The organism is Castellaniella hirudinis, from assembly GCF_042651965.1.
In the GTDB taxonomy this organism is placed as follows: Bacteria; Pseudomonadota; Gammaproteobacteria; order Burkholderiales; family Burkholderiaceae_B; genus Castellaniella; species Castellaniella hirudinis.
This window is the reverse complement of the sequence record NZ_JBHSDY010000002.1, coordinates 586,584-599,733: the sequence shown is the minus strand read 5'-3', so window position 1 is coordinate 599,733 and position 13,150 is coordinate 586,584. Positions and strand designations below refer to the sequence as shown.

Sequence of the window (13,150 nt, the reverse complement as noted above, 5' to 3'; positions counted from 1 at the left end):
GTGGGTCGTTAGCTCAGTCGGTAGAGCACCGGACTTTTAATCCGTTGGTCGCGCGTTCGAACCGCGCACGACCCACCAGAATTTCTTAGTGATATCAACTGCTTGGCGCCTCCCATCGGGAGGCGTTCTGCTTTCTCCCCAGTCCAATCTGACGAAATCTTGACGTAAAAGCGCGTCGAGCTGAGGTCATTGTGCGACCAGCCTCGGGGGATGTGTATCCGTACTTCCGCGTATGTCCCGCCCGGGCCGCGGGTGATCCTCGTCCGGGGGCTCTTGCCAGTCCGCCTTCACCTTCTGCGATCATTATTTTTAGTAATATGCTATCGGCATAAACAGCCAAATCGGCATGGTAAATTCCTGTTTCGAATCCTGTTGATCCGGGATCGTTTTTTTTTCAGTGGCCACGCATCTTGATCGATCTCGAGAACATCCGTAAGACGTACGAATCCGCCGGCCGGGCGGTGAACGCGCTCATCGACGTCAACCTGAACATCCGCGAGGGCGAGGTCTTTGGCATCATCGGGCGTTCGGGTGCGGGCAAGAGCACCCTGATCCGCATGCTCAATCTGCTGGAGCGCCCCACCGAGGGCAGCGTGCGGGTGGATGGGCGCGACATCACGGCGTTTTCCGATGCCCAGTTGCGCGAATACCGGCGCTCGGTGGGCATGGTGTTCCAGCACTTCAATCTGCTGCGTTCGCGCACGGTGATGGACAATGTCTGCTTTCCGCTGCGCCTGTCGGGCATGCCGCGCGCGGACCGCGAGGCGCGTGCCCGCGAGGTCCTGAATCTGGTCGGCCTGGCCGATCAGGCGCATAAATATCCGGGGCAGTTGTCCGGCGGCCAGCAGCAGCGCGTGGGCATCGCCCGGGCGCTGGCCAGCAAGCCGCGCCTGCTGCTGTGCGACGAGGCGACCTCGGCGCTGGACCCGGAAACCACCCAATCCATCCTGCGCCTGTTGGGCGACATCAATCAGCGCCTGGGGCTGACCATCGTGCTGATCACGCACGGCATGGACGTGATCCGTGCGGTCTGCGACCGGGTGGCGGTGATCGAGGGCGGCCGTATCGTCGAGGCCGGCCAGGTGCTGGACGTTTTCCTGCATCCCAAACACGATGCGACGCGCGCGCTGCTGTCCGAAAGCGGCCTGGACGGCGGCGAGGGCTGGCGTGCGCTGGCTCAGGGCGTGCCGGGCCGCCTGCTGCGACTGAGCTTCCGGGGCGACAACACGGCCAGCCCGCTGCTCAGCCGCCTGAGCCGCGACCTGGGCCTGGATCTGAGCATCCTGCAGGGCTCGGTGGGGCGGATCAAGGACACGCCCTACGGCCAGTTGGTCGTGGCGGTCGAAGGGGCCGAGACCGGTCTGGAGGGGCTCACCCCCGCGCTGGATGCAGCGGGCGTCGATTACGAGGTATTGCGGCCATGATGGCGAATGTGGATTGGTGGATGATCGGCGAAGCCACGATCGACACCTTGCTGATGACGGGCTTTTCTCTGCTGTTCACCGTGCTGATCGGTTTGCCGGTCGGGGTGCTGCTGTTCCTGTCCAGTCCGGGCCAGGCCGCGGACAACCGCGCCGTATACCAGACGGTCGCGTTCATCGTGAACGTGATGCGCTCGGTGCCGTTCCTGATCCTGCTGATCGTGATGATCCCGTTTTCCCGCCTGGTGGTGGGGACGGCGCTGGGGGTTCAGGGCTCGATTCCGCCGCTGGTGGCCAGCGCCGCGCCGTTCTTCGCCCGGCTGGTGGAAAACGTGCTGCGTGAACTGGATCCGGGGGTGAACGAAGCCTGCCGCGCCATGGGCGCGACGTCCCGCCAGACGGTGCTGTGGGCGCTGCTGCCGGAGGCGACCACCGGCATTCTGGCGGCCATTGTGGTCACGGCCATCACCCTGGTCGGCTATTCCGCCATGTCGGGCGTGATCGGCGGCGGCGGCCTGGGCGACCTGGCGGTGCGCTACGGCTATCAACGCTACCAGGGCGACGTCATGGCGGTCACGGTCGTGGTCCTGGTGATCATGGTTCAGGTTTTTCAAGTGCTGGGCGACCGCTGGGTGGCCAAGCTCAACAGACGGTAGTTGTTTCTGGATTTTTAGGAGAGCTTTCATGTTCAAGAAATTCGCGCCGGTCCTGGCGCTGGCATTGCCCCTGGCCTTCGCCGCTCCGGCGCAGGCGGCCAAGCTGACTGTGGCGGCCACCCCCGTGCCGCACGCCGAGCTGCTGGAATTCGTCAAGCCCGATCTGGCCAAGGAAGGCGTGGATCTGGACATCAAGGTCTTCACCGACTACGTCCAGCCCAACCTGCAGGTCTCCGACAAGCAGATCGACGTCAACTTCTTCCAGCACCAGCCCTACCTGGATTCCTTCAACAAGGAACACGGCACGAAGCTGGAGTCGGTGGGCCTGGTCCACGTCGAGCCCTTCGGCGCCTACTCGCAGAAGATCAAGGACATCAAGGACCTGAAGGACGGCGCCCAGATCGCCATCCCGAACGACCCCTCGAACGGCGCCCGCGCCCTGCTGTTGCTGCAAAAGCAAGGCCTGATCAAGCTGAAGGATCCGAGCAACATCCTGGCGACCGCCCGCGACGTGTCGGAAAACCCCAAGCACATCAAGTTCCGCGAACTGGAAGCCGCCACCCTGCCGCGCGTGCTGCCTGACGTGGACGTGGCCCTGATCAACACCAACTACGCGCTGGAAGCCGGCCTGAACCCGGTCAAGGACGCCCTGTTCATCGAGGACAAGGATTCCCCCTACGCCAACCTGGTGGCGGCCCGCGCCGACAACAAGGACGATCCCTCGGTCCAGAAACTGATCGCCGCCTTGCACACCGCCAAGGTCCGCGACTACATCCTGGAGCATTACAAGGGCGCCATCGTCCCCGCATTCTGATCTGGTTGAAAAGCAAACCCGGTGACGGAGAAGTCCTTTAAGCGTTTAGGGGATTTCCCGAAAATTGCGGCTCATGCCCGTGATTCCGGCCTTTTGAGGTGCGGGGATCACGGGCATTTCAGTTAACATGAACGAGAACGCGGCGTATCGGCCGCAGCAGATGAATCTCACAAGGAGACACTCCACCATGATGCTGTCCAAGACCCTCAAAGCCGCCCTGGCGGGGCTGGCCCTGACCCTGGCCCTGCCGATGACCCAGGCTTCCGCCAAGGACCTGATCGTCGCCACCGATACGGCCTTCGTGCCCTTCGAATTCAAGCAGAACGGTAAATACACCGGCTTTGACATCCAGTTGTGGGACGCCATCGCCAAGCAGGCCGGCCTGGCCTACAAGCTGCAGCCGATGGATTTCAACGGCATCATCCCGGGCCTGCAGACGCGCAATGTGGACGTGGCCCTGGCCGGGATCACCATCCGCGAGGACCGCGCCAAGGTCATCGACTTCTCCGAGCCGTACTATGAGTCCGGCCTGGCCATTCTGGTGGCCAACGACAGCCCGATCAAGACCGCGAAGGACCTGGAAGGCAAGACGGTGGCCGTGAAGATCGGCACCGCCACGGTGGACTACATGAAGGCCAACGTGCCCTCGGCCAAGCTCAAGCTCTTCCCGAACATCGACAACGCCTTCCTGGAACTGGCCACCGGCCGCGTGGATGCCGTGGTGCACGATACGCCCAACGTGCAGTACTACGCCAAGACCGCCGGCAACGGCAAGGTCAAGGTCGTCGGTTCGCTCAAGAGCGGCGACTTCTACGGCATCGCTTTCCCCAAGGGCAGCGAGCTGGTGCCCGTCGTCAACAAGGCCCTGTCGGAACTGAAGTCCAACGGCACCTACGACAAGCTGTATGAAACCTGGTTCGGCCAGAAAGCCAGCGCGGTGAACTGATCGCACGGCTGACTGAACCAACGGCGGCCGGATGCTTGCGTCCGGCCGCCGTTTCCGTATTTTTGGCATGCGCTGCGCGGATGCCTGTTTTGATGGGGAAAGACCATGACTTTTGAATGGTCCGCCATTTGGGCCGCCTGGCCCGACTTGATGGCTGGTTCGTGGATGACGATCCAGATCACCCTGCTGGGCCTGGTCGGCGGTACGCTGATCGGCGCGCTGTCCGGGGTCGTGGTGACGTACGTGCCGGTGCGCGTGACGCGCCGATCCCTGGCCTGGAGCCTGGTGATCCTGGCGGCTGCCGTGATCCTGCTGCGGCTGGCGTTCCGGCTGGGCGCCGGGCCCCTGGCTGGTGTGCCCGACGGCGTCTGGTGGGTGCTGCGGCTGGCGGTGCTGGCCCTGCTGGTCTGGCGTTTTCTGTCCTGGGTGCCGCTGGTGCTGTCCTTCCTGGCCCAGGTCTACATCCTGGTGATCCGCGGCACGCCGATCGTGGTCCAGGTGATGTTCATCTATTTTGCGCTGCCGCTGCTGGTGAATTGGCGGATCGACGGCTTCACGGCCGCGACGGTGACGCTGATGATCAACTCGGGCGCCTACATCGCCGAGATCGTGCGCGCCGGCCTGCAGTCGGTGCCCAAGGGCCTGTACGAGGCCGGCCAGGCCATGGGCCTGCCGTTTCACAAGATCCTGGCCCGCATCATCGGCCCGGTGGCGCTGCGACGCATGATTCCCACCATGGGCAACCAGTGCATCATCAGTCTCAAGGACTCGTCCCTGTTCATCGTGATCGGGGTGGCTGAACTCACCCGCCAGGGCCAGGAAATCATTGCCGGCAACTTCCGTGCCGTGGAAATCTGGGGCGCGGTGGCGGTGATCTACCTGATCATGACGGGCTGCATCGCGCTGGCGCTGAAATACATCGAACACAGGACGCGCATCGTATGAGCATCGTCGAATTCAAGAACGTCACCAAGTGTTTTGGCGACAACGTCGTCCTCGATGGCATTGACCTGAGCATCGACGCGGGCGAAGTCGTGGTCGTGGTGGGGCCGTCCGGCTCGGGCAAATCCACCTTCCTGCGCTGCATCAACGTGCTGGAAACCATCCAGGGCGGGGACATCATCGTCAACGGCCACAGTGTCCTGGGGCCGCCGGCCCAGGTGCGTGAACTGCGCCGCGAGGCCGGCATGGTGTTCCAGCAGTTCAATCTGTTCCCCCAGCTCACGGCGCTGGAGAACGTCATGTTCGGACCGCTCCACACCCGCGGCGCGCCGCGTGAGCAGGCCCGCGCGCAGGCCTTGGAACTGCTGTCCAAGGTAGGGCTGGCCGAACGCGCCGGCCATTATCCCGGCCAGTTGTCCGGCGGCCAGCAGCAGCGCGTGGCGATTGCCCGCGCATTGGCCATCAAGCCGCTGCTGATGTTGTTCGACGAGCCGACGTCGGCGCTGGACCCGGAACTGCGCCACGAGGTCCTGACGGTGATGCAGGACGTGGCCGAGGAAGGCATGACCATGATCGTGGTGACCCACGAAATGGAATTCGCCCGCAAGGTCGGCAGCCGGCTGATCTTCATGGACGGTGGCAAGATCGCCGAGGACGGCGATCCCGCGACCCTGCTCAGCCAGCCGCCGAGTCAGCGCTTGCGCGACTTCCTGCAGCACGTCTCATAAGTTCAAATGCCCAGGTTGACTGGGCATTTGAACGTTTGGATGGGGGCGTGTGGTTCAGCGTCCAGCCGTCACGTGGAACGTCCGCGTGGCGATGACCTTGTCGGACCCTTCGCCCATGATCTGGATGGTGACCTGGCGCGGGCGGAAGGACTTGTTCGGCAGGTCGGCGCGGCCGTCGATGACAATGTAGCGGCCCATGTCCAGGGGCTGCTCGGCCAGATCGACATAGCCCGCGTTGCCGTTGGGGTAGGACCCCTGGGCGATCAGCTTGATCCGGCCGCGCAGGGCGGGGACTGCGGATTGGCCCTCCGGCAGATCCTGGATCAGCAGGATGCGGTAGTCCACGCCGGCATCGCGCGCGACCATGTCGGCGCCGCGGATGCCCGGCGAGGTGCCGCGCGGATCAGGGGGGATGGCCTGGATCAGGCTTTCGAGGCCGGCTTCCATGTCGGCGGTCTGCTTGCGCGCCTGTTCGGCGCGAGTCTTCTGTTCCTGCTGGTCCTGGCGCGCCTGCTTGATCTCGGCCTTGATCTTTTCAGACTCGATCGACAGGCGCTGGCTTTCCATGTTGGAGGTGTTCAGGTCCGAGCGCAATTGCTCGGATTGTTCGACCGTGAGGCGCTGCGGGCCGTAGCTGCGCTGCAGGAACAGCACGCCCCCGGCGCCCAGGACCACGCCGGTGATCAGCAGCATCAGCCAGCGGGGGATGCCGCGGCTGCGCCGGGTATAGCCGTAGGGCGTGGGCTTGAAGGTGGGGCGTTTGGGGCCGAGCGACATGACGAAATTCCTGAATTGCTTGAAGCTTGTATAAAGCGCCGCGCCGCTTGGGCGTGCGGGTGCGAAACCAAATAGGATAAACGGTTTCGTGGTTTTCCTGGGGCCGGACCTACATCCGGTTGCGATTTGATGGGTTAGGGAACCTCGGTCAGGTATCCGGCCCCGCCGTGCGCGCCGCCAGCTCGGCGTCCAGCGCCGCCAGGCGTGCGGGCGTGCCGACGTCGATCCAGCGTCCCGCGTGCCGCTCGCCGCTCACGGCGTGGGCCGCCATCGCCTGGCGCAGCAGGGGCGCCAGCGGCGCGGGCTGGTCCGGGTCGGTGCGGGCGAACAGGGCCGGGCGGTACAGGCCGATGCCGGCGAAAGTCAGCGCGGTGTCCGGCGCGGTCGGGGCCTGCGTCGTCGGCGCGCGTCCGGGGCCATCGTGGCGGCCAGCGTCGGCGTCCGTACGCGGCGTGACCCCGCCGTCGGCCCGCAGCACGAAGTCGCCTTCGGGGTGATGGTCGGGATTGTCGACCAGGACCAGATGGGCCAGGCGGTCGGCCGGCCATGCGGCCGCCAGGCGCGGCGCGCGTGCGGGGTCCCAGTCGCACCAGATGTCGCCGTTCAGGACCAGAAAGGGCCGGTCCTGGAAGAACGACAGGGCGCGCGCGATCCCGCCCGCCGTTTCCAGGGCGGGGGATTCGGCCGAATAGCGCAGCCGCACACCATATGCGCGGCCGTCGCCCAGCGCCGCCTCGATGCGTTCGCCCAGCCAGGCGTGGTTCACCAGGATGTCGGTGATGCCGGCGCGGGCCAGGTGCGCCAGGTGCCAGGCGATCAGGGGGCGGCCTCCCGCGGGCAGCAGGGGTTTGGGGCAGGTGTCCGTCAGCGGGCGCATGCGTTCGCCGCGCCCGGCGGCCAGGATCATGGCCCGCATCAGAACGAGAACCCTTCGGTCTTTGGCGTCTGTTCGGCCTGGTCCAGCAGACGCAGCAGGGGGCGGAAGACGGCGTAGCGCCCTGCGACCTGGTTCACGTAGGCCCGTACCCGGGGCATGTGGTCCAGGTAGTGGTGCTTGCCGTCGCGGTGCGACAGGCGGGCGAAGACGCCCAGGATGCGCAGGTTGCGCTGCAGCCCCATCCATTCGTAGTCGACGTGGAAGTCGGCGAAGTCATCCGGAACCGGCAGCCCGGCCGCCCGGGCGTATTCCCAGTAGCGGATGGCCCAGTCGAGCTGGCGGGCCTCGTCCCAGGTGGTGCGGGCATCCATGGCCAGCGAGGCGATGTCGTAGCTGATCGGGCCGCTCAGGGCGTCCTGGAAGTCGATGACGCCGGGCGTGGTGTCCGGCGTGTCGGCGCCGAGCATCAGGTTGGGCGAATGGAAGTCCCGGTGGACCAGGACGCGCGGCTGGGCCGCCGCCCGCTGCGCCAGCAGGTTGAAGATGTTCGCCAGCGCGGCCTCGGCAGCGGCATCGGGCGTGTGGCCCAGATGCGTGCGCAGATACCATTGCGGAAAGACGGCCAGTTCTTCGAGCAGGCGGGCTTCGTCATAGGGGGGCAGGCCGTCCGCCGGGCATTGCTGCAACGCGACCAGCGCGCGCAGGGCGCCCCGGTAATGCCGCTGCAGGGCGGCCTCGTCCCGTGCCAGGCCGTCGCGCAGGGCCTCGTAAAAAGTGCGCTCGCCCAGGTCGGTGAGCAGCAGGAAACCCTGGGCGAGATCCTGGGCCAGGATCCCGGGGACGCGCAGCCCGCCTTGCGCCAGCAGCCCGGCGATGCGGACGAAAGGCGCGCAGTCCTCGTGGGGCGGCGGGGCGTCCATGACGATCACGGTGCCGCTCGCGGCCTGCAGGCGGAAATAGCGGCGGAAACTGGCGTCGCCGGAAACAGGCGCCAGGCTGTCCAGGGCCAGGCCCAGCCGGTCGGCGTGCTGGCTCAGCCAATGGCGCAGGGCGTCCAGGCGGAGATCCGGGGTGGAGGTAGGGGTCATGCGCGGGATTCGAGGAGGTTTCGAGAGGAAAGGAAACGAGATGGATCGGCCGGACGAACGGGCGGACACGATACGGCCCGGCTTCTCTATAATACTGGGTCGCTGGTCGTCGCGGGTAGACCGATCGGCTGTCATCTCTTTCAACCATTTCTGGGAACCGGGTCTTGGCGCATTGGATCGGTCGCATCATCTTCCTGGGCCTGTGCTTGTCGGCACCGGTCCTGGCGGCGCAGCCCGCCGCGCCGGATGCGGGCGGCGGCATGCGGATGGTCGGCAGCCTGAGGCTGCATCCGGGCCTCAAGGACGACGCCCTGCCGTCATTCCTGATCGGCGACGACATCAAGCGCGACGCGGATGGACGGGTGATCCTGCAAGGCAACGCCCAGGTCCGCCGTCTGGATGCGGTGATCAAGGGCGATCGCATCGACTATCTGCAGTCCACGGGCGAGGCCGACGTCCGCGGCAACGGCCTGATTGTCCGCGATGGCAATATCGTGCGCGGGCCGCATCTGCGCTACAACGTCAATACCGAACAGGGCCTGGTCGAGCAGCCGCGCTTCTGGCTGGGCGGCAAGGGCGGGGCGGGGCGGGCCGAAGAAGCCGACATCATCAGCCGCCAGCACATGCGCCTGAAAGACATGCGCTACAGCGGCTGGACAGGGCCGGACCCGGCCTGGTACATCGATTCCAGCCGCGTCGATCTGTACCTGGATGAAAACGAAGGCGTGGCGCGCAACGGCGTGCTGTATTTCAAGGGCGCGCCGATCCTGTATTCGCCCTATCTGACGTTCCCGCTGGGCAAGGACCGCAAGTCCGGTTTTCTGCTGCCGACCTACGGGACGTCCAGCAACGGCGGGATCGAGCTGACCACCCCGTATTATCTGAACCTGGCGCCGGATTACGACGCCACGCTGTTTCCCCGTTATCTCAGCAAGCGCGGGCTGCTGCTGGGGACCGAGTTCCGCCACCTGAGCGCCGATTCCCATTCTGAACTGTTCGGCACCTACATCATGCGCGACCAGCAGACGGGCGACAAGCGCTGGATGTATTCCGTGCAGCACACCCACACGCTGGGCAAGGGTTTCAGCGCCTACCTGGACGCGCGCAAGGTCTCGGACGACAATTACTTCCGCGACTTCTCGTCCTTCGGGCTGACGGACGCGGCCATCACCTACATGCCCAGCCAGGCGCTGCTGTCCTGGTCCGACAGCCGCTACCTGTCCGGCTCGCTGCAGTTCTACCGCTACCAGACTCTGCAGGACAGCACCGGGTCCTTCCTGGCGCCGCCCTACGACATGCTGCCCCAGTTGACCTTCACCGCGCAGCGCTACGGCTGGCACGGGCTGGATGTGGTGTCCGAGAACACGGCGACCCGCTTCATCGCGCCGATCTATCACGGCGACGCCTTTCCTGATCGGTCCGGCAAGCGCCTGATGCCCAATGGCACGCGCCTGACGTCCTATACCTCGATCGCGCGGCCCTTCGTGCTGCCCGGCGCCTACCTGACGCCGAAGGTCGGCCTGCACATGAGCCAGTACGAGACCGAATGGTTCGCCAGCACGCCGGGCATGGAGCAGTTCGCCGGGCGTCCCACCAGCCAGTCGCGGGTGCTGCCGATCACCTCGGTGGACGCCGGCCTGACGTTCGAGCGCAATGCCTCGCTGTTCGGCAATGCGGCCATCCAGACGCTGGAACCGCGCCTGTATTACCTCTACGTGCCGTACCGCGATCAGTCGAATCTGCCGGTGTTCGATACCGGGCTGGCGACCTTCAATTATCAGCAGGCGTTCGATGAAAATATCTTCAGCGGCGGCTGGGATCGGATCTCCAACGCCAATCAGTTGACCGCCGGCCTGACCAGCCGCTGGCTGGACGCCGACACCGGATTCGAGCGCCTGTCCCTGTCCTTCGCCCAGCGTTTCTACTTCGACAAGCAGAAGGTGACCTTGTCCAGCGAAACGCCGCGCAACGGCACCCAGTCGGATTATCTGGTCGGCGCCAAGGCCGCGCTGACCGACCAGTTCTCGGTGTATTTCGACGGACAGTTCGACTACGATACCCAGAGGCGCAACCGGCTCAGCAGCGGGGTGCGCTGGACGCCGAAGCGCCTGGCGACGGTGTCGCTGTCCTACCGCTACGAGCGCGACGTCAACAGCTATGCCGATCCTTACGGGGTGCTGCCTGCCGGCACCGTGCCCGAGTCCCGCGAGCAGGTCAGCCTGAGCGGCCAGTGGCCGCTGTCCCGGCGCTGGTACGGGGTGGGCCGCTACGACTATTCCCTGGCCGAAAAGCGCAGCACCCAGTCCATCATGGGCCTGGAGTACCGGGGCGACGGCGGCTGGGCCGCGCGCGTGGTGATGCAACGCTACGCCGTGTCCGCCCAGAAGACCAATACCGCGATGTTCCTGCAACTGGAACTCACCGGTCTGGGTTCTTTGGGCACCGACCCCATGTCCCTGCTGACCGATCGCGTCATCGGCTACCGGCCCGTGACTCCCCCCACGCCTGAAAAAACTGTTTTTGAGAGGTACGAATGATGTCTGGCTTGCGTCATCCCGCCCGCGCCCTGTCGCTGGCCATCGTGCTGGGGGCCTGGGTGTCGGCGTCCGCGCTGGCAGCCGGCAAGCCGGCCCACCGTCCGGCCCAGGCCGCGGCCGCGCCGGCGGCGTCCGAGCAATTCGTGGACGGCATCGCCGCCATCGTCGACAAAGAAGTCATCACGCTGGCCCAGGTCGATGCCAAGGCGGTCCAGGTGCGTCGCCAGATGGAACAGCAGCGCATTCCCGTGCCCGAGGCGGCCGTGCTGCGGCGCCAGGTGCTGCAACAGATGATCAATGCCGCCCTGCAGGATCACGAGGCCAAGCGCGTCGGCATCCGGGTGTCCGACGCCCAGGTCGATCATGCGGTGCAGACCATCGCCCAGCGCAACCGCATCACGGTCGATCAGTTGCGCAATGAAATCACCAGCAGCGGCCTGAAGTGGGACGACTACCGCGTCGATCTGCGCTCGCAGATCCAGGATGACATGCTGCGCCAACGCTTCGTCGAGGATCGCATCACCATCAGTGACAGCGACGTCGATGCCTTCCTGTCCATGAACGACGGCAAGCCGATGGTCACGCAGGCTGCCGCGCCTGCGCCGGAGCCGGAGCCCGAACCGGCTCCGAAGCCGACCGGCCCCGAACTGATCGAACTGGCGCAGATTCTGATCGAGGTCCCGGACTACGCCGCCGAAAGCACCGTCCAGGAAAAGCGCAAGCAGGCCGAGGCCATTCTGCGCAAACTGAAGTCGGGCGCCGACTTTGCCGGCGTCGCGGCTGCCTCGTCGAACGGTCCCCAGGCCCTGGAAGGCGGCAATATGGGCATCCGACCCCTGCACGACTGGCCCGATCTGTTCTCGCAGGCGATCGCCAACACGCCGCCGGGCGGCATCAGCGGGATCGTGCAAAGCGGCCGCGGCTTCCACATCCTGAAGGTCCTGCGCCGCGGCTATGCCCAGCGTCCGGCGCCCAAGGGGGCGGCGAAGCCCGCGCAGGCGCAGGCGCAGCAGGCCCAGGCCCAGCCCACGCGCGCACCGATGCCCTCGGGCCCCATGATGGTCACGCAGACCCATGCCCGCCACATCCTGATCAAGACCTCCAAGGTCGTGAGCGACGACAAGGCCCGCGCCACGCTCGAAAGCCTGCGGAACCGCATCGAGCACGGCGAATCCTTCGCCGAGCTGGCCAAGCGCTATTCCGAGGACGCGTCCGCGCCCCAGGGCGGCGATCTGGGTTGGCTGAATCCGGGCGAGACCGTGCCGGCCTTCGAGCAGGCCATGAACGCGCTGCAGGACGGCCAGGTCAGCGAACCGGTCAAGTCGCCGTTCGGCTGGCACCTGATCCAGGTCGAAGGCCGCCAGACCAAGAACATGGAGCAGGAATTCCGCCGCATGCAGGCGCGCCGCGAGCTGATGGAACGCCGCATCGGGCCGGCCTACGAAGACTGGCTCGACCAGTTGCGCGGCCAGGCCTATATCGACAACCGCCTGGACAAGGCGGCCAGCGGTAGCCGTTGATGGCGGGGGCACATCAGGCGCGTAAACGCTTCGGCCAGCACTTTCTGGCCGACGAGTCCGTGGTGGACGCCATCGTGCGCGCCATCGACCCGCAGCCCGGCGACGCCATGGTCGAGATCGGTCCGGGCCTGTCGGCGCTGACGGCGCCGCTGCTGGACCGGTTGGACCGGCTGGCCGTGGTCGAACTGGACCGCGACCTGGCCCGGCGCCTGCGCGGCCGCTGGGGCGAGGACCGCCTGCGGGTGGTCGAGGCCGATGCCTTGACCGTGGATTTCGGCGATCTGGCGCCCGACGCCGGTGCAGAACCGGCCGGGGCGGCCGCCGCCCGGCTGCGTGTGGTGGGCAATCTGCCCTACAACATCTCCAGTCCGCTGCTGTTCCATCTGCTGCGCTGGGCCGGCCAGGTCCGCGATCAGCATTTCATGCTGCAGCGCGAAGTCATCGACCGGATGGTGGCCCGCCCCGGCGACAGCCAGTATGGACGCCTGTCCGTCATGCTGCAGGCGCGCTATCGCATGACGCACCTGTTCGACGTGCCGCCGGAGGCGTTCGATCCGCCGCCGCGCGTGATGTCCGCCGTGGTGCGCATGCGCCCGCTGGCGGCCGACACGCTGCGTCAGCCCCGCGATGCGCGGGTGTTCGAACGGCTGGTGGCGCGGGTCTTCGAGCAGCGCCGCAAGATGATCCGGGGCAGCCTGGGCGCCTGGTCGGAATGGCTGGACTGGGACGCCCTGGGGGTCGCGCCCACGGCGCGGCCCCAGGAATTGACGGTGGCCCAGTTCATGGACATGGCCGACGCCCTGTCGGCGGCCGGCGTGACGCCGACGGCGTGAGCGCTAGCAGC

Annotated in this window: 12 protein-coding genes and 1 tRNA gene; 10 read left to right on the top strand and 3 right to left on the bottom strand. The window is 66.2% G+C overall.

Going from position 1 to position 13,150, the window contains the following annotated elements; translation table 11 throughout:
- Positions 1–2 precede the first annotated feature (2 nt).
- The 7 genes from ACFO0J_RS05000 (at position 3) to glnQ (ending at position 5,507) form a co-directional block, all read left to right on the top strand.
- Positions 3–78 (top strand) — tRNA-Lys (locus ACFO0J_RS05000).
- Between the two features lie 332 nt (positions 79–410).
- Positions 411–1,424 carry a methionine ABC transporter ATP-binding protein gene (locus ACFO0J_RS04995; RefSeq protein WP_376811942.1) on the top strand — a complete coding sequence of 338 codons (1,014 nt, stop codon included), beginning with the start codon at positions 411–413 and terminating at the stop codon, positions 1,422–1,424.
- Positions 1,421–2,077: a methionine ABC transporter permease gene (locus tag ACFO0J_RS04990; RefSeq protein WP_376811941.1), complete on the top strand. Its 657-nt coding sequence runs from the start codon at positions 1,421–1,423 to the stop codon at positions 2,075–2,077. Before ACFO0J_RS04995 ends, ACFO0J_RS04990 begins: the two co-directional genes overlap by 4 nt.
- Positions 2,078–2,105: 28 nt before the next feature.
- Positions 2,106–2,891 (top strand): MetQ/NlpA family ABC transporter substrate-binding protein, encoded by a 786-nt coding sequence (locus tag ACFO0J_RS04985; protein WP_376811940.1) that lies wholly within the window; start codon positions 2,106–2,108, stop codon positions 2,889–2,891.
- A 190-nt stretch (positions 2,892–3,081) separates the two neighbouring features.
- Entirely contained in the window at positions 3,082–3,837 is a 756-nt protein-coding gene (gene glnH / locus ACFO0J_RS04980; protein WP_376812006.1) for a glutamine ABC transporter substrate-binding protein GlnH, read from the top strand.
- Between the two features lie 105 nt (positions 3,838–3,942).
- Positions 3,943–4,782, top strand: a complete 840-nt coding sequence (locus ACFO0J_RS04975) for an ABC transporter permease subunit (RefSeq protein WP_376811939.1) — start codon at positions 3,943–3,945, stop codon at positions 4,780–4,782.
- A complete protein-coding gene (gene glnQ, locus ACFO0J_RS04970; RefSeq protein ID WP_376811938.1) occupies positions 4,779–5,507 on the top strand; it encodes a glutamine ABC transporter ATP-binding protein GlnQ in 729 nt (242 codons plus the stop codon). The genes ACFO0J_RS04975 and glnQ overlap by 4 nt, the downstream gene beginning before the upstream one ends.
- Positions 5,508–5,561: 54 nt before the next feature.
- Here the strand turns inward: glnQ and ACFO0J_RS04965 are convergent, their stop codons facing one another.
- The 3 genes from ACFO0J_RS04965 to ACFO0J_RS04955 form a co-directional block, all read right to left on the bottom strand.
- Complete coding sequence (locus ACFO0J_RS04965; protein ID WP_376811937.1) at positions 5,562–6,284, bottom strand: hypothetical protein; 723 nt, start codon at positions 6,282–6,284, stop codon at positions 5,562–5,564.
- A 148-nt stretch (positions 6,285–6,432) separates the two neighbouring features.
- Entirely contained in the window at positions 6,433–7,200 is a 768-nt protein-coding gene (locus ACFO0J_RS04960; RefSeq protein WP_376811936.1) for a nucleotidyltransferase family protein, read from the bottom strand.
- Entirely contained in the window at positions 7,200–8,249 is a 1,050-nt protein-coding gene (locus ACFO0J_RS04955) for an aminoglycoside phosphotransferase family protein (RefSeq protein WP_376811935.1), read from the bottom strand. Before ACFO0J_RS04955 ends, ACFO0J_RS04960 begins: the two co-directional genes overlap by 1 nt.
- Positions 8,250–8,413: 164 nt before the next feature.
- On the opposite strand from ACFO0J_RS04955, the gene ACFO0J_RS04950 reads away from it, so the two are divergent.
- Genes ACFO0J_RS04950 through rsmA form a run of 3 tightly spaced genes read left to right on the top strand, consistent with a single transcriptional unit; the run spans position 8,414 to position 13,139 of the window.
- Positions 8,414–10,786, top strand: coding sequence for an LPS-assembly protein LptD (locus ACFO0J_RS04950; protein WP_376811934.1), 2,373 nt, complete (start codon positions 8,414–8,416; stop codon positions 10,784–10,786).
- Entirely contained in the window at positions 10,783–12,306 is a 1,524-nt protein-coding gene (locus ACFO0J_RS04945; RefSeq protein WP_376811933.1) for a peptidylprolyl isomerase, read from the top strand. The genes ACFO0J_RS04950 and ACFO0J_RS04945 overlap by 4 nt, the downstream gene beginning before the upstream one ends.
- Positions 12,306–13,139 carry a 16S rRNA (adenine(1518)-N(6)/adenine(1519)-N(6))-dimethyltransferase RsmA gene (gene rsmA, locus ACFO0J_RS04940; protein WP_376811932.1) on the top strand — a complete coding sequence of 278 codons (834 nt, stop codon included), beginning with the start codon at positions 12,306–12,308 and terminating at the stop codon, positions 13,137–13,139. Before ACFO0J_RS04945 ends, rsmA begins: the two co-directional genes overlap by 1 nt.
- The last annotated feature ends 11 nt before the right edge of the window (positions 13,140–13,150 follow it).